The following is a 26,415-nucleotide window of genomic DNA, read 5'->3' as shown; positions in this document are numbered from 1 at the left end:
AATGAGGTTATATATACCTATACATTTCCGAACCAAACTTATTAATTCAACTTTTCTAGATAGAAAAAACTATTAGATCGGAGGTAAGTTTTTTTATGTTGATAAAATCACAGAGAGGGTTTTCTTTAATCGAAGTAGTTGCTTCACTTGTATTAATATCCATTATTCTTTTATCCTTTGCCCAAATATTTATATCTACGAATAAAACAGCCACAGTAAATACCGAAAAATTAGTCACTGTAAATTTAGCCGATGCTGTATTAGCTAAATTAAAATCTGATCCATTTACCAAAATAGCTACACAAGACTTAAATGATTATTTTAAAGATACCGGTGAACCCGATGCCAAAAAGAAAAACCCACCTCTCGAGATAGATTTAAATGGAAAAACATATGCAATTACATATACCCCTTACCAAAATTCTAATAAATATGCGAATTCAGACTTCACAGAAAAGGATTTAAATCTAATAAAAGTAGTTGTAACAGTAACTTCTCAAAACGGAAAAACAAAAGGCTCGTCGGAAGGATATGTTTCAATTGAATAAATATATGAAAAATCAAAATGGTTTGACACTAATCGAGTTACTCGCAACGATTGTTATTCTAGCAATCGTCTCCACCCTTGTCTTTTCAATTCTTGTGAAAACTTTAGAAACTAATCAAAATATTCAACAAGAAACTATGCTTAGAGATGAAGCAGATCTAATCATAAGTAAATTTATTAAAACCCTCTATATAACAAACCAAAGTCATATTGTTAGGAATATCAGTAATCAATATATTGAAGTAACCAATGATCTGTCTAAATGTAAAAAAAACGATGATGGGAAATGGATTATTACTAACGAATGCGAAAAGACTCTTGAGCCGATAGGATTTAAAACTGAAGATAATACTACATATATCTATTTTAAAAAGGAGAAATACAAAGTTCAAAATAGCAACATCAAAATTTCTGAAAATTCTAAAATAACCGGAAACCCTATAGCCGAATCCATCTACACAATCAATTTAAAGCTTGAGATTATAAAAAAGCGTTCAGGTAATAACCAAACAAAAACTATGGAATTTAAAAATCAAATTCAACCTATTGTCAGCTCAAAATAGTTTTAATAAAGGAGATTGTCATATGAAAATTTTCCGGCAAAATGAAAATGGCTATTCATTGTTACTAACATTTGCAGTCATCATCATTTTCACTACACTCGGTTTGAGTCTTATCACTTTAACGTCAAGCGGTATTACAAAAAACAACACCCGAGAGGAGCTAGTACAAGCACAAGATTTATCAGATAAAGGAATCGACTATGCCGTTAAAGACATTCAAGCTATTCTAAAAAAAGAGATTAAAGATAAACCAATGGGAAAGACTGCATTTGAAACTTTCCTCGATAACACCTTGAATGCTTCAAAGCTAAGTTGCTCGCAAGGCATTAATATCCCTGCTGAGAAAACGAATCAAACAAACGTCTGCATCGAGAAAGTAGAACTAATGTCAAATGAAGAGAAGGATCGTTATAAACGCCTAGTAACATTTAAAAGTACTGGAAAAGTAAATAGTAAAGAGCATATTACATATGCACAGATTATCATCGGCACAGATGCAATTCCAGATCAATTACGCTATGCTGTTTCAACGAATGACGAGGGGAATCTTTATTTACATGGTGGTGTTGAAATTCAGGGAGATATTAAAACAGATGGTCATTTAATTATCTCTGAAAAAGCCCATTGGCTAAAAAATAATATGGCACAATGGCCAGATAGCGTTTTTCCTAGAATAATTCCGGACTCTAAAAGTGTTACCCCCAAAATTATTATGAGGGAATCAGAAAAAAATATATATTATGTAAATAATACTGTTGATTACGCCTCACATATATCTGGCAATACAAACTATTTAAACAGTTCGAGATATACAAAATTCATCCCTTCAAATCCTGCTTCAAAAAGTGAATTACAGAAACGTTTGTTTTTAACAAAAAATGTATCCCTAGTCACAAAAAGCTTACCAGGAGATAATCTTGAAATAACAGAGAAAGTTATACCTTTGTATACAAATAAAAATTATAATAAAAATTATCCCGCTGGATTAAGTGTCTCGTACACAAATCACGAAACATCTAAATTTAATAGAGACAATATCATTTTCATACATGGAGAAAAAGAAGACTGTAATATTTGGGGTTTATTTGGATGCAAGAAAACCCTCGATAGAGGAAACTTTAATATTAATGGAGGTGGAAAAACTTTAAATTTGTCGGGCACCTATTTTATTAATGGAGATTTCAATGTCAACAATACTAATTTACGTAGTGATGCCATGCTATATGTAAACGGAAACGTTGATATTAAAGATAGTACTTTAAATGGAATAAATTCAAACAGCACCCTCTTTATTTTCGCTACAGGAGATATTTCAATTAGTAATATTTCTGTTGATAATGCTACGCCAAGTATGATTAAAGGCTTTTTCTATTCAAAACAAAACATGATTATGTATGGAGTTGGCTCGAATATTAACTTGTATGGAGGCATTTCTGCAAAACGAACGATTCTAACTGCAGTACGTGGTAATAGTCATAACTATACTTATGAAAGTTCTAAAAACCAAAAAGAAACCGTTATTACAAACGGTGTTGAAGTACCTAAAAGAACTTCTAGATTGAAAATAACCTATGACGAAAATTTAATATCCCAATACACGTCCTTTAAACGTGATGAAGAAGAAGAATTTATTACAGAATTGAACGAACCCGAAACCATTAATCGTTATTAAAATAAGGGTTGTTTAGAAAGACTGATTTCACACAGTCATTGTAAACAACCCTTTTCTATTATTTCCTCAAGAACCATCCCGACAAATCGAAGAATATATGTTTTTCAACAGCTTAATGCTATTTAGTCAACTTCAAGCATACCATTAGAAATCGTTAAATTGTTATTTTCTTCAAAAATCAAGCCACCATTTGATATTGTATCTTCAATCGTTTTCGGTTTGTACGTAACAGCTGGAGCTCCACTAGTATTTACTGTATGAGCCATTATTCCGCCTATAACTGTTCCTGATCCCCCCAATATGACTCTTGCATTAGGGGCATATATATATAAGTTATGATTATAAGATCCTCCTTCAATAGTGATATTTGATCCACCTGCATAGATATTTCCTTGTACGCTACCCGAACCATCAATGTTTATATTGGTTGATTTAGCATAAATAGAGGCTTTCGTGCGTGTATTACCAGTAAAATCCATCGGCGAAGTGCCTGCATAATAGACACTTAATCGACCTATGTCCCCTGTATTATTCATACTTGAATCCCCCTTTAAATCAAAAGCATTCTTGATATACAAAGTTAATTTACCACTTCCTATAACCTTTAAATGACCTTGAGAGAAGTGAAAGTTATCTATAAATAAATTTTTGTCTGAATTACCAACATCAATCGTTAATATATTATTCGAAGCAACCATAAGCGTCTTGACGTACATATCCTGAGAAATCGGAAGAATACCACTGAAATTCGGTTCACCATTTATCTTTTGATCCCCTTCAATTTCAATTGAATTATTTTTTAAAAAATGTTGAACTCGCTCCCCACCAATCGTAACTTGTATTGATTTCGTATATGGCCTTGTGCTTAAATTAGTAAATTGATTATCCGGGAAAGGTGGCAATATATCTTCAGGAAACGCAACATTCCCTATAATCTCATTTGTAATAGTCATCCAGTCTGGTTTTGAAAATTTATCTAAAGTTGTTCCAATTTTCCCATTAATTTTTGTAGCATCTTGTGTAATAGCAATATTTCCACTTTCAGATACAACATCCCCACTAAACTTACCGCCCCCAAGTACGATGTTTTCAATAGCGTGGATAGCAGCGGCATTTGAAAAAGCAGGGCCAGTTTCCGTTCCACTTCCTAAATTAACTGTAATTGTTTGCGCTACGGCTCTCGTTTTCTTACCAATAGATCCAACAGATGTTATTTTATATTGCAAAGGTTCTGTATTTTCTTGAACAATCGTAACATTCGCAATAGGTTTTTCTTTAAATTGTTCATCAAAAGTGACTGTAGCGGTATATGTTGATTGGGTATTCTCTTCAAAGGTTTTTTTTAAGCTACTTTCAAATGCATCAATAAAATCTAACTTAAATTTTTCCGGCTTTCTTTTATCAAGAGGTAGCTTATTAAAAGCCTTTCTATTTTGATCGTATGTAATTTTTGCTAATTGTTCTACTTTGCTTTTTGTACTGTTTAAACCGCCTTCCGCAATGTAAAATACAGATTGGTCATCTCGCTCACTAGTAGAAATCTTTAATGAATTTGCTGTAAGTGTTAAAAGCATAATTCCAAGAACTGATAGGAAAGCAATTGCCAAAATTACTAAAAGTAACGAATACCCTTTTTCTTGTTTTAAATACTTAAACATCTAGCTACCTCCTCTGAAATATATAGTCGATGAAAAGGGCTTATTATTCGGCATTGTAATATCAATTATTATATGACTCCGTTTATCTTTAATTTTAAAATCAAGTACATTCACAGCAATTATTTCATCACCCCTTTCAATTGTCTGATTATTACGACAAAACTTATAGTTGTATTTTTGATTATTTTGATTATTAGATAATATATATTCTGTACAATCATCTAAGTCTTTCGTAATAATTTCTGTAGATTTACGAGTATCTTTAGTGACAACTTTCAAAATATAAGTTGCATCAGACAATTGTACACTTGATTTCATTTGTTTATCGCTAGAAGTCTTGCCATTCGTTAAAATCGACATTAGAACAATAGAAACGAGCGTAACTATTACGGTAACAGCCAAAACTTCTAGTAAGGTCATGCCTCTTTCATTATGAAATTTAGACATATGCACCACCTCTTTCCTTATAAGCTAAAGATATTTTGCACTTTTGCTTTTAATATCTTCCCTCTTGAATCATAGACTTCGATAGTAATCCTAACTGTTTTATCAGGCGACATATCTTCAGCTTTCACTATTATGATTTCCTTATGTTTAGCATTCACGGGTGTCACTTTATACTGAGTGGTATTACCGCTCGATTTCTCTTCATCCTTTTCGTTTACGTATGGAAAGTCAGATTCCCAAGTTTCGATTTTGGTGGATTTGAAGTAGTTATACATTTTCTCCATTTCCTTTTGCGCTAAATAGGTTGCATCAATAATTTGTTCAGAGCTTTTTCCTGTTTTATTCGATTGAATGAGTAAGCTAAAAAAGGATACTAAGATGATAGTTATGATAACTAAAGAAGCAATAACCTCAATTAAAGAGAATCCCCCTTGACTGTTAAATAATTCACTATTTTTACGCTTCATTTTCTCCCTCCTTTTGCCGATAATACTTTTATTAATATAAGATATCAAAAAGTCTATTTTTTCTTAAACACTATAACAACAGTGCTTATAGCAACTAATATTTACTAACTATCCAATTAAATACTATTTTATGATAATTACACTATTCCATATATAAACAATTTTTACAAGACCACTTCTTCATATGAATTTATATTTTTTTAAAAATTTTCCATACCTGATGAGCGAACTAAATTACAATACGATGAAAAAAACGTTTACCCCAAATTAGGTAAACGTTTTTTGTGAAAACATACTTAGTGTCTAAATAATTTATTCATTTCCGCAACAACCTACCCGACAACAGCAACCCAATCCCACCAATTGTCATAAACAGGACTGCTCGTATTAGTAAGTCTAGTGCTGACAAATCAAAGAATATAAGCTTAATAAACGCAATAACTAAGATGATAAAACCTGTTATACGTAATGTTCGTAAGTTTCGCACGTTGCTAAGCCAAAGGGAGATACTTGCTGTCAGGAATAATGTAATCGTTGAGAAAGCAATGCTTAGCTTCCAATCAAGCAAACTGTTGAAGGAAAGCTGAGAGATGAGACCCCAAACAGATATCATCGTCAGCACCATACCTGCACTAACAATCGGATCAAGAAGTTTCTCTATTTGCTCTTGATAGCTTTGATAAATGCGCCCCTTCATCAGCAAATCGATCATAATTGCTACGATTACAGCTATATAGACAACTCTTGTTACTATATTTAACCACTCGACACCTTGCATATTGTACGGAATTATTTCAAGCATTATTGTGAAGAGAATGAAAAATACAGTAAGGACCGGCGTTAATGCACGACCTTTGTATTTGGTTGGCACTAAAAGTGATCCCGCGAAAAGTACAGCGAGGATCATACACATGAGATGCGGAATATTACCAGCACCTGCAAAGTACGTTCCATCCAGCTTTCCGATATAAGCTAAGAAATAACCAGTCGTTATTACCGCTAAAAAGTCAATGACATATAGTTCCTTCATTACTTTTTCAAATACAGTCTGTGTCTCTTTCGGACGTCTTGCATATACATAAATAATTAGGAGATATATTCCTGGCATGATTAAGCTAGCATGGTCTATGCTGAAGAATGGTGCTGGCTCATGAATTATAAAGCTTAAAGCAAGTGTAATCATAAATGAAAATGAGCTGACAACCTTCATCATACTAACTCGTAAACGTAAACTCATCATTACGCCCGCAAAGGTGATGAACGGGATGAGCAGATGATCCACTTTCTCTGGGAAATTTATAACTAGTAGTGTATTACATAGTGTAATAAATGCGAGTGTTACGGCACTATCAAATGCCTCCTGCCATTTTTGCTTATAGCCATAACCCGCTAAAGCTGCAAACAAGCAAACTAATATGAATAATAGTGCTTCGCTATATTCAATAGGACTAATGATAAAGTCCAAGAGTAATAAACTAAAGGCTCCTAGGCTAAATTGAAGCCCAACATGAATATATTTCAATTTTGACTCTGCATTATATAAACGACACCAACTCGTGTAAAAAATAGATAAAACAACAAGGAAACCTATTGCAAAAACAGCTCGATTGTCTTGATTCATAAACGCTATAATGCTGACAGCTAGCACTGAGAAAAAGGTTGTTAAATAGAGAGCCAACTTCTGCTTGTGTTGATGAATAACAAATTGCAGCATCGTAAATAGAACAACAACATAGATTAAAATAATGATAGGACTAAAATCCATATATTCTAGTAAATAAGGTAATAATAATGAGGTAAACGCTACGAATATTGTTAGTACTTCGTTTTTCTTTAAATAGCTAATAGCCATACCGTAGCCGATATAAACGACTGCAATAACAAGTGCCATCGTTAAACCGATGATTTCATACAATATCGCACTAGCAGCTGTTGTTAATATTCCAACAATAAATGCCCCACCGTATAAAGATATCGTGATAGCTGAAGACCCTATTTTTTTATGTTCCAACACATAAGCTGTTGCGGTTAAGGCAAGCGATAATGCATATGCGAGAATAATTTTAACCTCGTTTGATAAATAGCCATAATCACTCACAAGCTTAAGCCCCCAAAGCACCCCCATCACTAAAATGACCATAAATACTTTTGGCAGTGCCCACATAAAACGTTCTTCCAACGTTCGCTGTGGCTCCATCTTTTTTTCTGGAGCTGGCATTGTTTTTGGCTTTTGTTCCAAGTTTGAATTTGGCTTTGGGCTTTGCGCTAGTTTTGGCGTAGATTGCTCAATAATGGATTTTCTGGCGTTCAATGTGCTTGTTTTCTCAACAGATCGCTGACGCTTTAAGCCCTCTAATTCCTGCCGTAAATCCATCATTTCTTGCTCAAGCGTGGCAATCCTCCGCTCCATTTCAAGCGACATTCAATCATCCTCCCTGCACTATCAATTTTTTACATTATAACATATTTATCCTTGTTGTAAAATTACACTTTTGATTTATTTTTACTCCATTATTTATCTCGGTCTTCGATACATTAAAGCACGTTCACTATCACTGGTTCCCCGTGTAGTTGGATCTACTACAACTCCTATTAAAACAAAAATTGATAATACGGTATTTAAGATGTGCGTTGCCTGCTCACTCATTGCACTCGTTAAGTCATAGCCAAAAATAGTTGCTACTTGCTGTGCGAGTAACAAAATCAACGAAAATAGCGCAAATAAAAATGGTTTATGCTGAAAACGGATCATCCAGTTTATTCTCATAAATACTCACCTCCCTCCTTCTTATACACAGTATATGCTCCTCCGCAATATGGCATATATGCAAAAATGGAGCTATAAACGTGGAATAAGAGAGATTCTTATACCATAAATATTATTTAGTACAAATTTGCGACGCTAGATTTCGCAAGGCGCACATTAAAAAGCCATCTCAGCAATGAGATGGCTTCGAGTTGTTGAAAATCTATTATGTTCATGAAATAAAGTATAGCTCTTCGACAAAACGAGAGGTTGATTAGATTTCCGTTCCGACCTAGGGGCAATAAAAACTGAAATGGTTCCGATAATACGAGAAAATATTCCGATAAAAGCTAAAATTGTTCCGATAAAATGAGATTTTGTTCCGATAAATCTTCAAAGTTGCAACAAACAAAGTGAAGTAAACGCCCAACATTTTTTCATACTTTGAACCATCTCAGTAATGAGATAGTTCAAAGCCTTTACGTTTATCAAATCTTCGCGCAACGAAAACTAGCCCATAAACAAGTGGTGTTGCTACAATGGACGCAAAAAATTTAAACAAATACTGTGTTATAAATAATGTCAGTAACACTTTAATTGGCATTATTCCATAAAAGGCTATCGTAATAAATAATGCCGTATCGATGAGTTGGCTTAACATCGTAGAAGCATTGTTTCTGAGCCAAAGTTTACCGCTCCCATGCTTTTCTTTTAATTTATTAAATATCACTACATCCAAATTAACACTAACCGTATAGGCTACAAGACTTGCAATAATGACGCGCATACTGCCGCCGAGAATTGTCTCAAACTCCTGTTGATGAACAAAGGCTTCTGCAGGTGGTAGTGCAATGGCAATCGCGATAAAGCATGCTGCAAACACTTGTGCCATAAGCCCTGTTCTTACCGTGCGAGCGCCCGCTTCCTTGCCATAGACTTCACAAATTACATCAATAAGAGGATACGTGAAAATAATTAAAATTGCTGCTGCGGGAAGCATCATCCATTCGCCTATACTAAACACTTTAACAGCTAAAACATTTGCTAAAATTAAAAAGCCAACAAACAATCCGTTTAAATAGTAAAGCATTAGCGATTATCCACCTTTTCGGGATATAGATCGTGGTTCATCAAACGATGCTCCGCCATTTTTTCATATTTTGTGCCAGGGCGTCCATAGTTACACCATGGATCAATGGACAGGCCACCTCGTGGCGTAAACTTACCCCACACTTCAATATAGCGCGGCTCAATCAGTTTAATTAAATCATTCATGATGATATTAACACAATCCTCATGGAAGTCCCCGTGATTACGGAAGCTAAATAAATAGAGCTTTAAAGATTTACTCTCCACTAGCTTTTTATCTGGAATAAAAGATATATATATAGTCGCAAAGTCAGGCTGCCCAGTCATTGGACATAGACTCGTAAATTCCGGGCAATTAAATTTTACAAAAAAATCATTTTTCGTATGTAAATTGTCAACTGCCTCAAGTATCTCCGGAGAATATTCAAATAAATACTTTGTGTTTTGGTTACCGAGTAGGGTTAAATTTTGTAATCCTTGTTCTTCATTTCTTCCTGCCATAAAAATGCCTCCTCAAGTTGTGAGAAGTTCATTACGCATTAAATCTAATAAAAAAAATCGCCATATCCGCATTTTTGGGATATGGCGTAAATGACGTCATCCATAGTTTTTTATAGAGGGTATGCGCTATGAACCTCTTTCTTATTCGCTAGTAATAGTAACTTAATGAATGCATTCAGTCAACTAATTTTTTCATAATTTAGCATTGACAAAAATATACTGTCGTACTTTACTCTATCCTATCTATGGTGATTCGAAATGCCCCTGTATTCTAGAGGCTATTAACCTGCACAATAATTCCAAAGGATTAGTTAAACTTTTTCGATGTATTTAATTTTATAGAGTAAAGCTTAACTGCAACAATCTTTAAGAAAACAGCCAAAATAAGAAGATGCCAAGCCCCTATTAAAGGTCTTGGCATTTTTTATTATCCATGTTCATCCTCTTGCGTTGTATAGTCAATGGAATTAGCTATATCAACTAAAACTTCAGGTGTCACTTTATTTGAAACCCTTTTATCAATCCACAGCATGTATTGCCAATCTTCTCTTTTAAAAGCAAGAACATTAAAACCCGATATTTCCATATAAATGGAAGTCGTTCCGTTTTTCAACTTGAATGTCTTTACTATATTTTCTTTTTTAGACGGGAACTTAAACTCAATAGGTCGAACCGTTATTTTATAATAATGCTCAGGAAGCTGATGATTAATAAATGTCGCTTCAAAAAAATCATTCATATCATCATCAAGATCATTAAATCGACCAAAATGATGTGTAAAACTAATAGGAGGTACTCGAAGTGGTAGCTTTAGCCCTTGATGAAAGTGCCGTTCAAAATCGGAGGCAGCTGCTTCAACCGTTTTATAGCCTATCTCTGGATAAATTTCTTCATAAGAACTGCGCGAATCATTGATATAGGCATCACTTGGTTGAGAAAATAATAAATAACAGGAACTTAAGCAGAGAGAAAAAATTCTGTCCATTTTATCACCTCAGTATCACTTTACGTGTAGTTTTTCCCAACTCAATGAAATTATGTGTCAAGTTGTATTCTGTTATTTATTCATTATTCCTACGTATTAACGCGCGATATAGATAAAGAAAAAAAGCAATTGTTCGCGTTAATAAGTTCGAACAATTGCCTTTTTAGTCTAAAAGAGTATATGTGCAACTAATGCTGCGATTGGTAGAGAAATAATCGTACGTATTAAGAAAATAACAACTAGATCAAAAAATTTAAGTGGAATTTTTGTGCCTAAAATAAGTCCACCAACTTCAGACATATAAATAAGCTGTGTTACAGAAACGACAGCAATTACAAATCGTGTAGTGTCAGCTTCAATCCCTGCTCCTAAAATTGAAGGTAGGAACATATCAGCAAAGCCAACAACCATCGTTTGCGCTGCCTCAGCTGCTTCCGGTAAACCAAGCACTGTTAAAATAGGTTCAAACGGCTTTCCTAAAAATGCAAAAACATTAGTGAATTCAGCAAGCATTAAAGCAACCGTACCAAATGCCATAACAACCGGTGCTACACCAACCCATAAATCCAAAACATTTCTAATGCCATCTTTCAAAAATTGACGTGGGTCACGATTTGCATGCGCAACAGTTAAAGCATTTTCTAAGCCATGTGACACAGAATTATAACCTTCTGGTAATTCCTCACGCGATAAATCTACTGGTGTTCCGTCGATATAAGTATCTTCCTTATTAGCCAGCGGGAAAATTCGTGGCATTACTACCGCTAACACAAGACCACAAAGAACTACTGTTAAGTAATATGGAATAAAATAGCGTGACAAATGCACTGTATCTAATACTACGATACAGAATGTGATAGATACTACCGAGAAGCTCGTTGCAATAATGGCAGACTCTTTTTTCGTGTAGTTCCCCATTTCATATTGTTTACTCGTCATCAGAACACCAATTGTTCCATCCCCAACCCACGATGTAAGTGCATCAACCGATGAGCGACCAGGGCTTTTAAAGAGAGGACGCATAATTTTCACCATCATCGTTCCGAAAAATTCAAGCAAGCCGAAGTTTGTTAAAAACGGTAATAGTAGGCCTGCAAATAAGAAAATCGTAAATAAAAATGTTACTAAACCACTGTCAGGGTCCATTAATAATCCACCAGTATTTTCATTATTAATCGCAGATGGTCCAAAATCAAAGACAACCATTGAGGCAAATACTAAACCAATGACTCTTATAATTGTCCAAAACCAATTGACATAAAATAATGTATCTAAAATACTAGGCTCTTTTGAATTATTTCGCGGAATAAATTTGGCAATGAGTGAACCAATTGCCGAAATCGCAAAAATAAATATAGTAAAATAACTAATAACCGGAGCAACAAAACCTGCTAGTAAATTTGCTAAAATAGCAATCGGAACTTTCCATCCATCTTCCGTTAAGACTGGTGTCATAAATAACAGGACACCAATAAGAGACGGAATTATGAAGAAAAAGTATGTAGAAGTAGGATATTTTTTCATCATTTAAAGCCTCATTTCTCTAGGTTTTCGAAGTTCTATATATCAAGCTTGTTAGTTATGGACTGATCCATTTTACCTCGGCATAATTCCCGTCCGGAATCGGCCTAATTCCGTGACATCCGCCAGAGGCATTAACTTCTTTTGTGCGGATGTCTTTTGTACCGAAAGCATAGCAACAGGTACTGATGTTTGGACACCGGCTAAAAGAAGTTATCCCGCTAAGAAATGTATATCTGCACTTTAATCAGTAGGAATTTTTTTAGTCCTCACTGATATGAGTCTTTACCAATTAGGCATTTACGAGCCGTTAATCTCCCACTCTTTTTACTAAGGCGAGAGCGTTGTTACCTGAGCTTCTCTTTTTTGTACAGATTAATTACTGTCCGTTAATGCGCGATAAAAATGGAATACGGATAAAATAAAAAACATCCCTCTAAAAAGTAATAAAGGAATGCCCAAACATACTTTTTTATAATTAACATCCGCAATGCAAAATTTCTATTCATTAAGTCATAGCTATAAAATATCATAAACCAACAATACATCGGTTAATTCTACAACAAAATGCATTTTTATTCAATCCATAAAAATTTGTTATTGTGATAATTCTCTTCTAATTATCCACACTTCTTCTTCGTATCATTACCTTTCAAAAATTTTACATTATATAAAAGAAGCCATACTTGCGTCTGGACACTTTAAGTTCTCTCTGCGGGTGTCCAAACATCCACTGAGAGAACTTAAAGTTTGGTGAAACTCTCCATTAATCATATCTATTTTAATTGCCTAAGAGATTTAACCAGCCCTTAATAGGCATACAAATAGACCATACTGTCTTTCATCTCATATGTTAATTATGAACCACAACTTATCAAAACAGGAGGTTTTACCATGCATAGACGTATGCATCACCATCATCATCATCATGCAGGTCCACATTGTTGTCCACCACAGCATTGCCCAACTCAATTTGAACCACCACACTTTTGTCCGCCAGAGGAATTTGTTCGCACTAATTACATCCATACGGTCGTACCTCATGTACATCCAGCACATATTACAACAGTGAACAAACATATAATTGATCATCAATATCATTTCCCTTGCACTGAATGTGTAGTGGAAGAATGTTGCGAAACTCATACACTTTGCGAGATGCCACCTGATCCTTGCCATATGCCACATCATCATATGGGACACCATCACATGGGCCACCATCACATGGGCCACCATCACATGGGCCATCATATGGGTCATCATCATATGGGCTATTAAAAAATATGCGATGAGGTTAGAAATACCTCATCGCTTCATTTTTTTATAGCATACTGCTTACCTAGTTCTATCTTTACTTAATCATAAGAAAAACCGAGCACCTATAGTAGGTACTCGGTTACTATTTTTAGTACATTTTTAAATATTGATCGCGTTCCCATTGGTGTACGGTTGTACGATACATGTCAAACTCGATTTCTTTTGCCTCTTTAAAGTTTGCATAGATATGCTCACCTAAAGCTGCTTGCGCTACTTCATCTTGAGCAAGTAATACTAAAGCATCGTCCAGTGCTGCTGGTAAGTTTGCGATACCATTCGCTTTACGCTCTTCATCAGACATTACGTAAATGTTACGATTAATAGCTGCTGGAGGTGTTAAGCTACGGCGAATACCTTCAAGACCAGCTTCTAAAATAACAGCCATCGCTAAATATGGATTAGCAGATGGGTCCACAGAACGTACTTCTACACGAGTTGAAAGACCACGTGCTGATGGAATACGGATAAGTGGTGAACGATTTTGAGCTGACCATGCTACATAACATGGCGCTTCATAACCCGGTACAAGACGTTTATAAGAGTTAACTGTAGGGTTTGTCACAGCTGTGAAGCCTTGAACGTGAGCAAGGACACCCGCCATGAATTGCATCGCTGTTTCAGAAAGACCTAGTTCAGTAGATTCATCGTAGAATGCATTCTCTTTACCTTTAAATAATGAGACATTGAAGTGCATACCTGAGCCTGCTTCACCGAATAATGGTTTTGGCATAAATGTAGCATGTAAACCGTGTTTACGAGCAATTGTTTTAACAACTAATTTAAACGTTTGGATATTGTCACAAGCTGTAATTGCATCTGCATATTTAAAGTCAATTTCATGTTGTCCTGGAGCTACCTCATGGTGAGATGCTTCAATTTCGAAGCCCATTTCTTCTAACTCTAATACGATATCACGACGGCAGTTTTCGCCAAGATCAGTTGGTGCTAAGTCGAAGTAACCACCATGGTCGTTTACTTCTAGTGTCGGTTCACCTTTTGCATCTAATTTAAATAAGAAGAATTCTGGCTCAGGCCCTAAATTGAAGCTTGTGAAGCCCATGTCTTCCATTTTCTTAAGGATACGTTTTAAGTTATTTCGTGGGTCACCAGCAAATGGCTCGCCTTTAGCAGTGAATACATCACAGATGAAACGTGCTACTTTCCCTTTTTCAGAAGTCCAAGGGAACACTACGAAAGTATCCAAATCAGGATATAAATACATATCTGATTCTTCGATACGTACGAAGCCTTCAATAGATGAGCCATCAAACATCATTTTGTTTTCTAGAGCTTTGTCTAATTGGCTTACAGGAATCTCAACATTTTTGATTGTGCCAAGAATATCTGTAAATTGTAGACGAATAAAGCTTACGTTTTTTTCTTCGATTAGACGTTTAATGTCCTCTTTTGTGTATTTACCCACAGTTTTCCACACTCCTATAAAATGTCTAGCTTTTTTATCATTACCCTACCCTATTAATAAAGTAATTAACGATGTTGCTTTTTATTAATAGAATCGAGATAAATCCCCACGACGGATGGATGATTTTTGCATGCGCTGCGCTTGAAGCATTTCCTCACGCATGATGCGACGCAATTCTGAGTCACTTAAATTTGGTTCATCTGTTGAAACAGGTTCATTCTTTTTAGCGAACAGCTTTTTAATTTTTGCCATGTTCATACCCTGTTCCAAGTAATCTTTTATTTCTAGCAATACATCGACGTCATTTAATGAAAACATTCGACGGTTACCTTCTGTTCGGTGCGGCTCAATTAAATGGTGTTCTTCATAATAACGAATCTGACGTGCCGACAGCTCGGTCAATTGCATTACGATATTCATAGATAATAACGGCATAGTTCGTCTAATTTCACGACTCATTTAAGTCCCCTCCAATACCTGCTAATAATATAACGAAAAATTTACACTGTCAACCACTCATGTAAGGTTTCCTGACATGAATTAAAATAATTTTTTCGAAATGACTAAAAATTATAAAAAACGAAGATTATTATCCTAACGTGGAGATTGATTTACGTTCCGACTTGGTGCTTCCCCCGGGGCGTCCGATGTCTTAATTACATTTCTACGTTTTAAAAAAATGATATCTTCAACATTTCATCTATAAATAAAAAACTATTCAAAATAGAAATTTTGAATAGTTTTTTATTTACCTATTTTTGGATTTTTTGAACAGCACTACAAATTGCAAATTTTACGTGTTCGTATGTTAACCCACCTTGAATAAATGCTGTAAATGGCGGACGAATAGGACCGTCTGCTGTAAGCTCAATACTAGAACCTTGAATGAATGTTCCAGCTGCCATGATGACATCATCCTCATAGCCAGGCATATAAGCGGGCTCAGGTGCATAATGCGCATTAATTGGTGAATTCGCTTGAATTTCACGGCAAAAAGCAATCATTTGTTCCGCAGTTTGGAAAGAAACCGATTGAATTAAATCTGTACGATTAGCATCATAGCTTGGTGATGTATTCATACCAATTTCTCCTAGCATAGCAGCCGTGAAAATCGCACCTTTTAAGGCTTGAGATACAACATGTGGTGCAAGGAAAAATCCTTGATAGAAATCACCAAGCGTATTTAATGTTGCTCCTGCTTCAGCACCTATACCTGGTGATGTCATACGATAAGCACATTTTTCTACTAAATCTGCACGGCCAGCAATATAACCACCAATTTTCGCTAAGCCACCGCCAGGATTTTTAATGAGTGAGCCTGCTATTAAATCAGCCCCAACCTCTGTCGGTTCCTGTGCCTCAACAAATTCACCGTAGCAATTATCAACGAAAATAACTGCATCCGGTGCTAATTCACGGATTTTTGCACACATGTCTGTAATTTGCGAAATGGTAAAGGATGGGCGTGTTGCATAGCCCTTCGAACGTTGGATAGCAATCATTTTTGTGTTTGGTGTAATTGCAGCTGCAACACCTTCCCAATCGATCGCTTGATTATCGATTAAATCCACATGGCTATAACCGATTTTATAATCTTTTAACGAGCCAGTATCTTTATCGCCACCATCAACTATTGATTGTAATGTATCATAAGGCTGACCCGAAATATAAAGTAATTCATCACCCGGACGTAGTACTCCGAATAAGCTAAGTGTAATTGCATGTGTACCAGAAATAATTTGCGGACGTACAATGGCAGCCTCCGCTCCAAAGACCTCTGCATAAACTCGTTCTAGATTATCACGCCCCTCATCATCATAGCCATAACCATTAGACGGGTGTAGATGATAGTCACTTACTTGATGCTTTCGGAACGCGGCAAGCACTTTTTGTTGATTGAAGAACGCCATGTCTTCTACCTTTGCATGAAAAGGGCGTACCTTTTCTTCTATTTTAGCAGCTAATGCTAGTGTTTCTTCTGATAAATTGGTTGTAAAAGTCATACTGTTCTTCTCCATTTCACATTTGTTCAAATCTTATCTTAACAATTTGCGAGCTTGCCTGCAAAGCTTGCCAATTTTATTAAGTACTAAGATCAATTATGACTCATAATTGCGTGACATCCGACGGAGGCTTTCATTTCTTTTTAGCGATGTCTTTTGTGCCAAGGCACAGATGTTTGGATACCCTGAAGTAACTTAAATCCGCATTCATCTCACCACCTATAGAGCTGGAATACTTCTGCCGAAAAGAAGTTAAATTACGAACTTAATCTTTTTAATTTTGCTATAATAAATTATTTAGTATCTGATAATTCCAAATTATAAGTCGATGCTTTTTTTTCGAAAACTTGTAGATACAGTAACTAATCCACAACAACATAAAATGATTTATTCACATAAGGGGTGAAAGGGTTGGCTTGGGAGGTTTTTAGTATCATTGGCACAATTGCCTTCGCAATTTCCGGGGCAATAATTGCAATGGAGGAAGAATACGATTTATTCGGTGTATATATACTCGGTATCGTAACTGCTTTTGGTGGTGGAGCTATACGAAACTTACTTATAGGTTTACCTGTAACAACACTGTGGGGGCAGGATAGAATGTTCCAAATTGCCATTGCAGCTATTACGCTCTTTTTCTTATTTCCACATCGACTCATTCAGCATTGGCATCGTTGGGGCAATGTCACTGATGCTATTGGATTATCGGCATTTGCGATTCAAGGTGCCCTTTATGCTGTGAAGCTCGACATGCCTATTAGTGCCGTTATTGTAGCTGCTGTTTTAACAGGGTCAGGTGGTGGAATTATTCGTGATTTATTAGCTAGACGACAACCATTAGTCCTCCGCGATGAAATCTATGGTGTTTGGGCAGCATTAGCCGGGCTTATCATAGGACTTCAACTATTTTCAGGGGATATCTTTTTATATGTATTATTTGGTGTGATCACAGTACTTAGAATACTTTCATATATGAAGAAATGGCGTCTACCGTTACGGAAGTTGAATCGAGCATAGTTATACTGTTGCATAATAAAAGCCCAAATCTGAGATTTGGGCTTGAATTTTTAAATTCATTTTTTCTTAGCGGTTCTCTCCATCACTTTGACCGTTCTATTCAACGACTTTGGCTGTTCTATCCACGATTTTGATGGTTCTATCCACGACTTCGGCTGTTCTATCCACGATTTTGATGGTTCTATCCACGACTTCGGCTGTTCTATCCACGATTTTGACGGTTCTATCCATGACTTCGTTTATCACACACCGTGATCTGCAAATAAAGTTACTTTTTCAACAGCAACATTGCTTCTTCTAAAGTAGCCATATTTTTCATCATAGAGCACGCTGCGTCCAAAATAGGAAAGGCTAAAGCTGCACCAGAGCCCTCCCCCAATCGCATATTCATCTGTAACATCGGTTCAACTCCGAGCATTTCAGCGGCAATTTTTGCACCTGGTTCTTCAGAGGCATGCGAAGGAATGATATAGTCTTTTACGTTAGGTTCAAGTTCGTAAGCGATAAGGGCAGCGATGGTAGAAATAAAACCATCAATAACAACAGGTTTACGATGTGCAGCGGCAGCAAGTATCACCCCAGCCATAGCGCCTATTTCTAATCCACCAACTTTTGCAAGAATATCTATAGCATCATCGCGATTTGGTTTATTTAATGCAATAGCATCATAAATGACTTGTACTTTATGCGCTATCCCCCCTGGTCCAACACCTGCACCGAAGCCTGTCACTTCATTCGGATGACATTCACGAAGAACCGATAATATGGCAGCACTTGGTGTTGTATTACCAATACCCATTTCACCTGTCCCGAGTACATTTATCCCATTTTTTATTTCTTCCGTAGCTACTTCAATTCCTACTTCAATAGATTGAATGGCTTCTTCCCTTGACATAGCAGGTCCCTTTGCCATATTGTCCGTGCCATATTTAATTTTTTTTACGATAACACCAGCATCAAGAGGAATATCTTCTTTTACGCCAACGTCAACTGTAACAATTTTTGCATCTGTGATTTTTGCGATAGCACAGACACCAGTTCCTCCTCTAGGAAAATTTAATGTTTGAAAGACTGTCACATTTTGTGGATTAGATGTCACCCCTTCATCACAAACACCATGATCTGCTGCACAGACAATAATTGCTTTATTATCAATCGCAGGAAATAGTTCGCCTGTAATTCCGGATAGTTGCACAGCAAGGGCCTCCAGTTTCCCCAAGCTTCTAGGTGGCTTGCAAAGTGCATCTATGCGTTCCCGTGCCTTCTCCATCATTTTGTAGTCAGCACTTTGAATGTTGTGAATCGTCTGTTGTAATAATTGCATTGAAAATTTCCCCTTTCTTTTTTGCCCTTGTAACTTGAAGAATGATTTAGAGAAAAAATAAAAAGCCTGTAGTTTATTCCATAACAAATAAACTACAGACTTTTCCATCGTCTATATAACCGAAGCAGATAGGCAGGTCTCCTGGCTCAATTTCAACATTTCATAGAGCCTTCCCAGAACGATGCTAGTGGCATTCTCTATGAAACTCCCTTTTACAGTGGTGGGACCGCTAAAGCTTTTCACTTTATTCCCTATTCTCCCGCAATGGGCACCTAATGCTTTTATGCAATTACTTTAAATCTACGTCAAAGTAGTTTTTGTGTCAATATATTAGTGGAATTGTATATTTCTATGACTAGAAAGCGAAATATTATATTTACGTAATGAATCAAATGTGTAAGGTTCTATTTAAACAACTATGATTAGAGATAGTTAAATTTTTATCTTTAATAATTGACAAATATATAAATAGTTAAGTAAAATCAACTTAATTATAAACCTTTAAAATGAATTAGGGATGATACATCTGTGCATGACTATTTAATAATTACAGACAAAATTAATCAAAAATTCGAACAATTCAAGTTGTTAGTTTTACAAGAAACCAAAGAGGTTGAGGAACTAGCGAACTTTCACTTAACGCCTCAACAAGAAATTATTATGTCTTATATCATTCACCATGAGCCGGTCATTGCGAAAGATATCGTAAATCATTTTGATATTTCCAAAAGTGCAGTTAGCCAAGTAATTTCAAAGCTCGAAGAAATGAAAATGATCTATCGTCAAGAGAATTCAATCAACCGTAGAGAGACCTTTATTTATCTTGGGGATAAGGGCAAAGAGTTTCATCAGCTTCTAAAAAAAATTGACGACATTCTTGTAGAAAAATATTATTCGAAAGTAAGTCTAAAAGAGTTAAAAAATGTTCTTGATACATTAAGTAAGATTGTCGAGACTAAAAAAGACAATGAGCGTTAAGATATAGTCTCCTTTATAGTAGGTGGACAAGCAATCGCCTCCATCTACTATAAAGGAGTTTTTCTTTTTGGATGTCCTACACGGAGGAGAAAACAACTGTTCAGTTAACAAAACTTAGCTATTTATTTTTTCATCCGTTAAATCACTTTTTATATTAGTTTTATAATAGTAAAACTTATCTTCCATTTTCTCTTTAGTAAGCAATACATCAGAATCTGCACCTTTCACATAGTGATCAAAGAAAGCCAATATATATCGATTCATTACTTGATGAAATTGATTTACGTCAATATTCCATGACAATAAAGGAGATAGGAAGGGGAAATCTGTAAAAGTATAATGATCTCCTGCGATAAAAGTAAGCATAAAAGTGTCTCCCTTTATTCCCTCTTTATAGTGAAAATCAGCAAGCTCTGTAATTTTATTATGATACTTTTGAAATTCCTCCGAGGTGATATTCGTATATTGAATTTCTTCATCGGATAGATAGAGATAGTCTTCATTTAAAATAAACATAAAAGGTTGTTCAAAACCTGAGATGGCCACCGGTTCATGTAAAGGTCCATCTATGTTGATTCCTGCAGAAATCCTGCTATCATCCAACAATGCTTGAGCAGCTGTCGAACCTCCATATGAATGGCCAAATATACCGATTTTGTCCATGTCCATCTTTCCAGTAAACAAACCTCGAGGATCCTTATCATTTATCATTGATAATTGATCTAGCAAATAGCTCATATCTTTTGATCGTGTTTTAACATCTTTTTCGTCTTCAATAGTAAATGAATAAGAATATGCGTCTGTTTGATTCATGATTTCCCGACCATCTGGGAACTTCGTATAGGCTGCATCATTCATATGGTCAACGCTAACAACAAAGTATCCATGACTTGCTAATTCCTCCATTTGGGAGTAACTTTGCATTCTAGTACTGCCAAAGCCGTGAGAAAATAATAGAACCGGATATTTATCTTCTTGATTGGATACTGCTATATCTTTTATGCTGTTAGTTTGTCCATACTTCAAATACTCAAATAAAAAACGCGGAACAGAAAAAATGAATTCCATTGTCCCCGACCATTCTTCGTAAGGAAAGGATTCATAACGACTATCCTTCGCATCATCTTTTACCTCTGCTGGATACCATATTTGTATCATTAATTCATGACCTTTTTGTTCCGAGTCATGTCTCGATTCGTCTATCAAATACCTTGAGTTCATACCTACTTCAAAAGGACCTAAAGGCTTTGGAAGATGAAATACAGGCATGATCGTGACTAAACCGAAGCTGCTGAACGAATAAATGAAAATAAACCAAATATATAAAAGCTTCTTGACCTTCCTTTTATTTTTTTTCGCTCTTTCAATTGTGGCTTTTTCTACGTTACTTTCTATGAATGGCTTCATTGTGAATACAGTTAAAAGAATAAATAAAATGTAGGTTAATCCCATTTGCCATCGGTAACCCTCAAGCCCCAAGTGAATAACCAAAAGAATAAGCGCGATGACATTAGTGATTACTTTTACTTTCACATCAAATCTAAAGAGAAAAGAACAAAGCCACAAAATATGAACTGCAATTAAAACCCCTTCAAAAAACCTCAATCATCTCAACTCCTATTTTAATTCTCTTTTAGTTTAGTTAACTATACTTAACTATGTTTTGCAAGAGTCTTAATGGCAATTTTTTTAGAAGTCTCTAATCTATATATGGCTATTTTCAACTACTCTTTATCCGAAAAAGCTCCCTACTGCCAAAAAGGCTTTAGGAAGCTTCGTGTCCATCTATTGTTGTGATATCGTCTTTGTTTTATCTAATTTATGGAGTCTCAGTTGTCGAGGGACACCATATCGAAGAGTTCTCGTTAACTCAAAACAACTCACCCCAAAACATCATGATTGTTTGTCCGACCAACCATAGAATAATTCACAAGGCTAAAGGATCCTTAAACAGTAAAACAAAAGAAATAACATACTCAAATGGGTTCATTGAAAAATTAATGTTAAATAAACATTTATAGCATAATGAAGTACTCTGTTACTTTAAATTAAATTTCTAAAATTATTAATTATTGATTGTATCAATCTGTAGAGTCGTTGCCTATGTACGTAAAAAAGAGCCTATACTTAGGCTCTTTCGTCGTTTTCAGAATTTTTAGTACTATGCTTATAAAACTCCTATTCGCTTGTTCCGGACAGTTTTAAAGGCATTTGTTTAACAGATGATACAATTGGAATCTGTACACATAGATCAATTGAATTTGGTAGTTTATATGAACATATCAATAATTGTCTATCTCCTAACTGAATGGCCTGAATTCTACGTCCCTTTTTCAGTTCTTTCACCATCATGTAGTAGTATTTAACCTCTAAGCTGTATGTGAAGCAGTAATGTAAGATATTATCATGTTCTTCATGATATTGGTCGTGGCTCATACTATTTCACTCCTTTAGATAATTGAAATTAGCGTTTGAATCAATCGTAATTCTTAATTACAATATAGACGTTCATTTAGATTTTTATACTTCTATTAATCAATTATTTTCGTTCTCAATGAAAGTAAATTCATCGACTACTATCTTCATTCTGTTAGTTGCTACACGAAATATTAACACTTCTATTGATTCCACCACTTCTAGGGATATCAAATTGAAGAGTTCTCGTTAACTTAAAACAATTCTCCCCTAAACATCATGATTGTTTGTCCGACCCACCATAGAGTAATTCACAAGGCTAAAGGATCTTTCAATAGAAAACAAAAGAAGTGACTACTCAAATGGATTCATCAAAAAATTTCTATTAAATAAACATTTGTAGCAGAGTGAAATACACTGCTACTTTACTAAAAAAAGAGCAAACTTTCGTTTGCTCTTCAAAATGCTTCTTCAGATTAAGGCTTCCCTTTTTCCACGGCGAATAATCATTCAACCGTAGTATATTCTCTGCTAGCGGGGAAAAAACCTAATCGAGATCCGTAATCTATCAAATTAGATACAAACTTTGCATTAGGTAATTCGCATACCACATCAACTTCTTGTAAAAAACGTTGAGTATCTTGACACGTTGGGATAGATAAAGAATTTTCAGCTGTTTCTTCTAGTAAAGGCACCATTAATTCCAAAGCATATTTTTGTTTATCAGACAATGAATCGTCTTTAAATAAGTTCATAAACTGTTCAGTATTTACAATTTTAATAGGATGACCGCTCTGTTTCAAATATTCAACAAACGGTTTCCATTCCAGTTGAACAGGATTACAAATGTGGAAAGTTTCCCCTTCCTTTTCCTTTGTACATACCAATTGTACAATAGCTTTACTACCAAAATCGATAGGTACTAGATCAATATACGTATGAATGTTCGGTGCAATTTGTAGTAATAAGATAGCTTTTATCAAACGATAACATCAATGAGCTGATCTAATGTCATAGGCGGCACATTTTTCACAGCCAATGTGTTTTGATAAACATCAATATCCTGTGGTAAAAGCAACTCTAGATTGCAAATAGGTATGTCACTGTTTTCTATCAATACCTGTAGTAAATATTGAAATCTATCTATAAAGTTCTGTATGTCGTTTTCATCATATATACCTGCGTTATAATCAATTTCTATATTTAAAGCATCACTTTCGTTTTGAACTAATCGCCATACCATATCAAACACCCGACTTCGATGTCTTCGATCTTCTTCTCTCTTTCATCCGTTAAAACCTTTGTTCTTGCGACAAAGCAATTACAACTAGCTTTTTTTACAAACTTTACTACACGAAAAACACGTTTCACTTTTCCGATGAGAAGAAAAAAGCTCGCTTCAAGAGAGGTGATATAATCTCAACTCAATTTAGTCATTTTGAAGCGGGCTGTCCCCGTTAACAGTTAAACCTTATTTCAAACCAACATCAAGGTTTCATTCATTATCTAATTGAATATTCGTCTATCCAATCCTTAATGTCTTGCTCTCCATGTAAATATTCATCTGGGCTATCTAGTAAATCGACTCCAAAAACAACTTTAAGAAGCTCCCAAACAGTCTCATCCGAGATATTTGGTTCATCCTGCAATACATATTCTGACGCCCAATCTGCAACTTCTTCTCTTGATAGTTTTCCTTGTAAGATCATTTTCAATTTATTAATAATCTCTTCTTTAGTTGGCTGTCCCATTTTTTCACCACTTCCCTATATATCTTCCATTTTTATCAAATCGGTAATGAACCTTTGATCCACCAGTTTCAGGTCTCACTTGTCTTAATAGCCATGTGTAAAACATCATGACTAATGGTTATTTTGAAGCAAGTTCTTCCCTCTTACTAATTCATTTATATCATTTTTATCAAAACTAAAAACACAATACAATAGACTCAAAAATATGATTTTTAGGATTTACAGCAATTTGATATTTTGTCTTTTATCCTTCCCACACCTGATTTCTTGCAATTCTCACTAAAATAGATGAAAACTCGATTTAAAAAAGATGGATCAAAGCATGCTCTTATTTTGGTGATAGATTAAATTCTTTATAAAAAAGTTTGATTATTTTTGAAACCCTTATTGCACTAAAGCACCAATAATTTTAGGAATTATTCACATCCTCAAAAGATAAACCAAAAAAGCCCACCAAAATAGGTGAGCTTGAAAGAAATTTCTCTTCGATATTTAATAAAAATGTTACCCCATGCGTCATATGTGTAGATGCTACTCTATTTCATCTTGAAAATTCCCATTTTTCCACCCACTATTTAGGAATCTTTTTAAAATGTAATTCCTTAGTATTGGCCTTAAAATGTAGATACAAATAGATAAAATCTAAGGTAGGGGTAACCAGTCGCTGGTGCAATACTGACATCAGGTTGGATGAATTTTTTGCCCCCCTTATATACAGAAGTCTGGCTCTAACATATAAATTTTAGAAAAGAAGTTAAAAATTAATCTACTCAATTATATTAATTCCATACTTAGATACCTTCAATTCTATAAGTCTTTTATTCCTTTTTCACTATGAATTACAACCTGAAAGGAAATCGTATTTGGTGACAATAAAGAGTACTTTCTTTCAGTCGCCCATTCATCAACCATCGTCTTTAGTATATCAATAAATATCTCAAACTCATTATGCATTTCTCTAGACAACAATTGATCAAAATTTTTAATAAACAATACATATTTTTCACAGTTTAACCAATCTAAATCATTCATACACTCATCGAAAGCAGCCCAATTTTCACCAAAATAATCCGGGAATTTAATATTTATAGCAAATTCTTTAAATAAACTTTCAACACTCGGACAATTTTTCCCATCAATCATTGGATAAAAATTATTTTCTTGCATATCAGATGTATGATTGAGTAGTGCATATACTTTATTAAAATTGGATAGGCTACACTAAGTTGGACAGATAAAATAAGGGGTTGTAAACTTAGACTAATAAAACAAGGGAGCGTGCTGCTATGACACGTCAACGTCGAACTTTTACACCCGAATTTAAACTGCAATTAGTGAAACTTTATGAAAATGGTAAATCTCGTGCAGACATTACTAGAGAATATGATATTACACCTTCTGCGTTAGATCGTTGGATAAAAAATCATAAAGAAACAGGTTCTTTTGCCGCCAAAGATAATCGATCAGAAGAAGAAAATGAACTGGCTCGATTACGCAAGGAAAACCAACGATTAATGATGGAAAATGATATTTTAAAGCAGGCGGCGCTGATCATGGGACGAAAATAGATGTGATTCGTAATAATGCTCACAAATATTCGGTATCAGCAATGTGTGACGTCCTCAATATTCCAAAAAGTACGTATTACTATCATGCCGATTTGTGTAGTAAACGTACGCTAAAAACTGAAGATAAAGAGATTTCTAAAGAGATTGCCCGTATTTTCAAAGAAAGCCGTAATAATTATGGTACGCGTAAAATCAAGAAAGAACTGAGTAAATTACCAGAGCCAAAACACGTATCACGTCGTCGAATTGGTCGTTTAATGAAAGATCTTGGACTCGTATCAAACTATACAGTAGCACAGTATAAGCCGCATAAATCAACATGTAATGAAGCGTCAGTTTGAGCAAGAAGAGCCATTGGCTGTCATCGTCAGCGATTTAACATACGTTCGTGTCGGAAAAAAGTGGCATTATGTATGCTTATTT

General features: G+C 35.1%; 25 protein-coding genes, 1 pseudogene and 1 riboswitch. Of the genes and pseudogenes, 7 read left to right on the top strand and 19 right to left on the bottom strand.

The features are described from left to right. Positions 1–95: 95 nt before the first annotated feature. From ACIQ7N_RS06115 to ACIQ7N_RS06105, 3 genes are read left to right on the top strand one after another with little or no spacing between them, the layout of a single operon-like run. Positions 96–548, top strand: a complete 453-nt coding sequence (locus tag ACIQ7N_RS06115; RefSeq protein ID WP_402930878.1) for a type IV pilus modification PilV family protein — start codon at positions 96–98, stop codon at positions 546–548. Further along, positions 541–1,110 carry a PulJ/GspJ family protein gene (locus ACIQ7N_RS06110; RefSeq protein WP_402930877.1) on the top strand — a complete coding sequence of 190 codons (570 nt, stop codon included), beginning with the start codon at positions 541–543 and terminating at the stop codon, positions 1,108–1,110. The genes ACIQ7N_RS06115 and ACIQ7N_RS06110 overlap by 8 nt, the downstream gene beginning before the upstream one ends. Positions 1,111–1,132: 22 nt before the next feature. Next, on the top strand, positions 1,133–2,782 hold the full coding sequence (locus ACIQ7N_RS06105) for a hypothetical protein (RefSeq protein ID WP_402930875.1): 1,650 nt from the start codon (positions 1,133–1,135) through the stop codon (positions 2,780–2,782). A 122-nt stretch (positions 2,783–2,904) separates the two neighbouring features. Here ACIQ7N_RS06105 and ACIQ7N_RS06100 read toward each other — a convergent pair whose 3' ends face one another. The 9 genes from ACIQ7N_RS06100 to ACIQ7N_RS06060 form a co-directional block, all read right to left on the bottom strand. After that, entirely contained in the window at positions 2,905–4,440 is a 1,536-nt protein-coding gene (locus ACIQ7N_RS06100; protein ID WP_402930873.1) for a DUF7305 domain-containing protein, read from the bottom strand. Next, on the bottom strand, positions 4,441–4,887 hold the full coding sequence (locus ACIQ7N_RS06095; protein ID WP_402930872.1) for a type II secretion system protein: 447 nt from the start codon (positions 4,885–4,887) through the stop codon (positions 4,441–4,443). A 17-nt stretch (positions 4,888–4,904) separates the two neighbouring features. Next, entirely contained in the window at positions 4,905–5,354 is a 450-nt protein-coding gene (locus tag ACIQ7N_RS06090; protein WP_402930870.1) for a type IV pilus modification PilV family protein, read from the bottom strand. Positions 5,355–5,670: 316 nt separating this feature from the next. After that, positions 5,671–7,776, bottom strand: coding sequence for a DUF2339 domain-containing protein (locus ACIQ7N_RS06085; RefSeq protein WP_402930868.1), 2,106 nt, complete (start codon positions 7,774–7,776; stop codon positions 5,671–5,673). A gap of 93 nt (positions 7,777–7,869) precedes the next feature. Then, entirely contained in the window at positions 7,870–8,121 is a 252-nt protein-coding gene (locus ACIQ7N_RS06080; RefSeq protein WP_402930866.1) for a phage holin, read from the bottom strand. A 433-nt stretch (positions 8,122–8,554) separates the two neighbouring features. Continuing rightward, positions 8,555–9,190 (bottom strand): queuosine precursor transporter, encoded by a 636-nt coding sequence (locus ACIQ7N_RS06075; protein ID WP_402930864.1) that lies wholly within the window; start codon positions 9,188–9,190, stop codon positions 8,555–8,557. Continuing rightward, entirely contained in the window at positions 9,190–9,690 is a 501-nt protein-coding gene (queF, locus tag ACIQ7N_RS06070; protein WP_402930862.1) for a preQ(1) synthase, read from the bottom strand. Before queF ends, ACIQ7N_RS06075 begins: the two co-directional genes overlap by 1 nt. Before the next feature lie 427 nt (positions 9,691–10,117). Next, positions 10,118–10,675, bottom strand: coding sequence for a hypothetical protein (locus ACIQ7N_RS06065; protein ID WP_402930860.1), 558 nt, complete (start codon positions 10,673–10,675; stop codon positions 10,118–10,120). Between the two features lie 168 nt (positions 10,676–10,843). Beyond that, entirely contained in the window at positions 10,844–12,199 is a 1,356-nt protein-coding gene (locus ACIQ7N_RS06060; RefSeq protein WP_402931080.1) for a YjiH family protein, read from the bottom strand. Positions 12,200–13,090: 891 nt separating this feature from the next. Between ACIQ7N_RS06060 and ACIQ7N_RS06055 the strand changes: the two genes are divergently transcribed. Next, entirely contained in the window at positions 13,091–13,474 is a 384-nt protein-coding gene (locus ACIQ7N_RS06055; RefSeq protein ID WP_402930858.1) for a CotD family spore coat protein, read from the top strand. 127 nt (positions 13,475–13,601) lie between these two features. On the opposite strand, the gene glnA is transcribed toward ACIQ7N_RS06055, so the two are convergent. The 3 genes from glnA to ACIQ7N_RS06040 all read right to left on the bottom strand — a co-directional run bounded on the left by glnA (position 13,602) and on the right by ACIQ7N_RS06040 (position 16,939). Then, positions 13,602–14,936 carry a type I glutamate--ammonia ligase gene (gene glnA, locus ACIQ7N_RS06050; protein ID WP_132357302.1) on the bottom strand — a complete coding sequence of 445 codons (1,335 nt, stop codon included), beginning with the start codon at positions 14,934–14,936 and terminating at the stop codon, positions 13,602–13,604. 84 nt (positions 14,937–15,020) lie between these two features. Further along, positions 15,021–15,395: a MerR family transcriptional regulator gene (locus tag ACIQ7N_RS06045; RefSeq protein ID WP_402930856.1), complete on the bottom strand. Its 375-nt coding sequence runs from the start codon at positions 15,393–15,395 to the stop codon at positions 15,021–15,023. A gap of 293 nt (positions 15,396–15,688) precedes the next feature. Further along, complete coding sequence (locus tag ACIQ7N_RS06040) at positions 15,689–16,939, bottom strand: methionine gamma-lyase family protein (protein ID WP_132357304.1); 1,251 nt, start codon at positions 16,937–16,939, stop codon at positions 15,689–15,691. A gap of 411 nt (positions 16,940–17,350) precedes the next feature. On the opposite strand from ACIQ7N_RS06040, the gene ACIQ7N_RS06035 reads away from it, so the two are divergent. Further along, on the top strand, positions 17,351–17,956 hold the full coding sequence (locus tag ACIQ7N_RS06035) for a trimeric intracellular cation channel family protein (RefSeq protein ID WP_248718273.1): 606 nt from the start codon (positions 17,351–17,353) through the stop codon (positions 17,954–17,956). A 268-nt stretch (positions 17,957–18,224) separates the two neighbouring features. Here the strand turns inward: ACIQ7N_RS06035 and cobT are convergent, their stop codons facing one another. Next, positions 18,225–19,280 (bottom strand): nicotinate-nucleotide--dimethylbenzimidazole phosphoribosyltransferase, encoded by a 1,056-nt coding sequence (gene cobT / locus ACIQ7N_RS06030; RefSeq protein WP_402930853.1) that lies wholly within the window; start codon positions 19,278–19,280, stop codon positions 18,225–18,227. A gap of 114 nt (positions 19,281–19,394) precedes the next feature. After that, positions 19,395–19,571: riboswitch (cobalamin riboswitch) on the bottom strand. A 237-nt stretch (positions 19,572–19,808) separates the two neighbouring features. Between cobT and ACIQ7N_RS06025 the strand changes: the two genes are divergently transcribed. After that, complete coding sequence (locus tag ACIQ7N_RS06025) at positions 19,809–20,258, top strand: MarR family winged helix-turn-helix transcriptional regulator (RefSeq protein ID WP_402930851.1); 450 nt, start codon at positions 19,809–19,811, stop codon at positions 20,256–20,258. A gap of 114 nt (positions 20,259–20,372) precedes the next feature. On the opposite strand, the gene ACIQ7N_RS06020 is transcribed toward ACIQ7N_RS06025, so the two are convergent. The 6 genes from ACIQ7N_RS06020 to ACIQ7N_RS05995 all read right to left on the bottom strand — a co-directional run bounded on the left by ACIQ7N_RS06020 (position 20,373) and on the right by ACIQ7N_RS05995 (position 25,591). After that, positions 20,373–21,863, bottom strand: a complete 1,491-nt coding sequence (locus ACIQ7N_RS06020; protein ID WP_402930849.1) for an alpha/beta hydrolase family protein — start codon at positions 21,861–21,863, stop codon at positions 20,373–20,375. Between the two features lie 573 nt (positions 21,864–22,436). Next, entirely contained in the window at positions 22,437–22,694 is a 258-nt protein-coding gene (locus tag ACIQ7N_RS06015) for a hypothetical protein (protein WP_402930847.1), read from the bottom strand. 485 nt (positions 22,695–23,179) lie between these two features. Next, positions 23,180–23,656 (bottom strand): Rossmann-fold NAD(P)-binding domain-containing protein, encoded by a 477-nt coding sequence (locus tag ACIQ7N_RS06010; protein ID WP_402930845.1) that lies wholly within the window; start codon positions 23,654–23,656, stop codon positions 23,180–23,182. Further along, entirely contained in the window at positions 23,653–23,916 is a 264-nt protein-coding gene (locus tag ACIQ7N_RS06005) for a hypothetical protein (RefSeq protein ID WP_402930843.1), read from the bottom strand. The genes ACIQ7N_RS06010 and ACIQ7N_RS06005 overlap by 4 nt, the downstream gene beginning before the upstream one ends. A 259-nt stretch (positions 23,917–24,175) precedes the next feature. Continuing rightward, positions 24,176–24,424: a DNA-binding protein gene (locus ACIQ7N_RS06000; RefSeq protein ID WP_402930841.1), complete on the bottom strand. Its 249-nt coding sequence runs from the start codon at positions 24,422–24,424 to the stop codon at positions 24,176–24,178. A gap of 807 nt (positions 24,425–25,231) precedes the next feature. Then, the gene (locus ACIQ7N_RS05995) at positions 25,232–25,591 is read right to left on the bottom strand and encodes a barstar family protein (RefSeq protein WP_402930839.1); all 360 of its coding nucleotides are present in this window, start codon (positions 25,589–25,591) and stop codon (positions 25,232–25,234) included. A gap of 119 nt (positions 25,592–25,710) precedes the next feature. On the opposite strand from ACIQ7N_RS05995, the pseudogene ACIQ7N_RS05990 reads away from it, so the two are divergent. Then, positions 25,711–26,415: pseudogene (locus ACIQ7N_RS05990) on the top strand (IS3 family transposase); the annotation flags it as partial.

Source organism: Lysinibacillus sp. NPDC095746, assembly GCF_044763535.1.
Taxonomy (GTDB): Bacteria; Bacillota; Bacilli; order Bacillales_A; family Planococcaceae; genus Lysinibacillus.
The sequence above is the reverse complement of the archived record's forward strand: the minus strand, read 5'-3'. Positions and strand labels throughout refer to the sequence as shown.

Coding starts and splice junctions, on each gene's coding strand:
- ACIQ7N_RS06115 (WP_402930878.1), top strand. CDS start 96: ATGTTGATAAAATCACAGAGAGGGTTTTCTTTAATCGAAGTAGTTGCT.
- ACIQ7N_RS06105 (WP_402930875.1), top strand. CDS start 1,133: ATGAAAATTTTCCGGCAAAATGAAAATGGCTATTCATTGTTACTAACA.
- ACIQ7N_RS06100 (WP_402930873.1), bottom strand. CDS start 4,440: ATGTTTAAGTATTTAAAACAAGAAAAAGGGTATTCGTTACTTTTAGTA.
- ACIQ7N_RS06095 (WP_402930872.1), bottom strand. CDS start 4,887: ATGTCTAAATTTCATAATGAAAGAGGCATGACCTTACTAGAAGTTTTG.
- ACIQ7N_RS06090 (WP_402930870.1), bottom strand. CDS start 5,354: ATGAAGCGTAAAAATAGTGAATTATTTAACAGTCAAGGGGGATTCTCT.
- ACIQ7N_RS06085 (WP_402930868.1), bottom strand. CDS start 7,776: ATGTCGCTTGAAATGGAGCGGAGGATTGCCACGCTTGAGCAAGAAATG.
- ACIQ7N_RS06080 (WP_402930866.1), bottom strand. CDS start 8,121: ATGAGAATAAACTGGATGATCCGTTTTCAGCATAAACCATTTTTATTT.
- ACIQ7N_RS06075 (WP_402930864.1), bottom strand. CDS start 9,190: ATGCTTTACTATTTAAACGGATTGTTTGTTGGCTTTTTAATTTTAGCA.
- queF (WP_402930862.1), bottom strand. CDS start 9,690: ATGGCAGGAAGAAATGAAGAACAAGGATTACAAAATTTAACCCTACTC.
- ACIQ7N_RS06065 (WP_402930860.1), bottom strand. CDS start 10,675: ATGGACAGAATTTTTTCTCTCTGCTTAAGTTCCTGTTATTTATTATTT.
- ACIQ7N_RS06060 (WP_402931080.1), bottom strand. CDS start 12,199: ATGAAAAAATATCCTACTTCTACATACTTTTTCTTCATAATTCCGTCT.
- ACIQ7N_RS06055 (WP_402930858.1), top strand. CDS start 13,091: ATGCATAGACGTATGCATCACCATCATCATCATCATGCAGGTCCACAT.
- ACIQ7N_RS06045 (WP_402930856.1), bottom strand. CDS start 15,395: ATGAGTCGTGAAATTAGACGAACTATGCCGTTATTATCTATGAATATC.
- ACIQ7N_RS06040 (WP_132357304.1), bottom strand. CDS start 16,939: ATGACTTTTACAACCAATTTATCAGAAGAAACACTAGCATTAGCTGCT.
- cobT (WP_402930853.1), bottom strand. CDS start 19,280: ATGCAATTATTACAACAGACGATTCACAACATTCAAAGTGCTGACTAC.
- ACIQ7N_RS06015 (WP_402930847.1), bottom strand. CDS start 22,694: ATGAGCCACGACCAATATCATGAAGAACATGATAATATCTTACATTAC.
- ACIQ7N_RS06005 (WP_402930843.1), bottom strand. CDS start 23,916: ATGGTATGGCGATTAGTTCAAAACGAAAGTGATGCTTTAAATATAGAA.
- ACIQ7N_RS06000 (WP_402930841.1), bottom strand. CDS start 24,424: ATGGGACAGCCAACTAAAGAAGAGATTATTAATAAATTGAAAATGATC.
- ACIQ7N_RS05995 (WP_402930839.1), bottom strand. CDS start 25,591: ATGCAAGAAAATAATTTTTATCCAATGATTGATGGGAAAAATTGTCCG.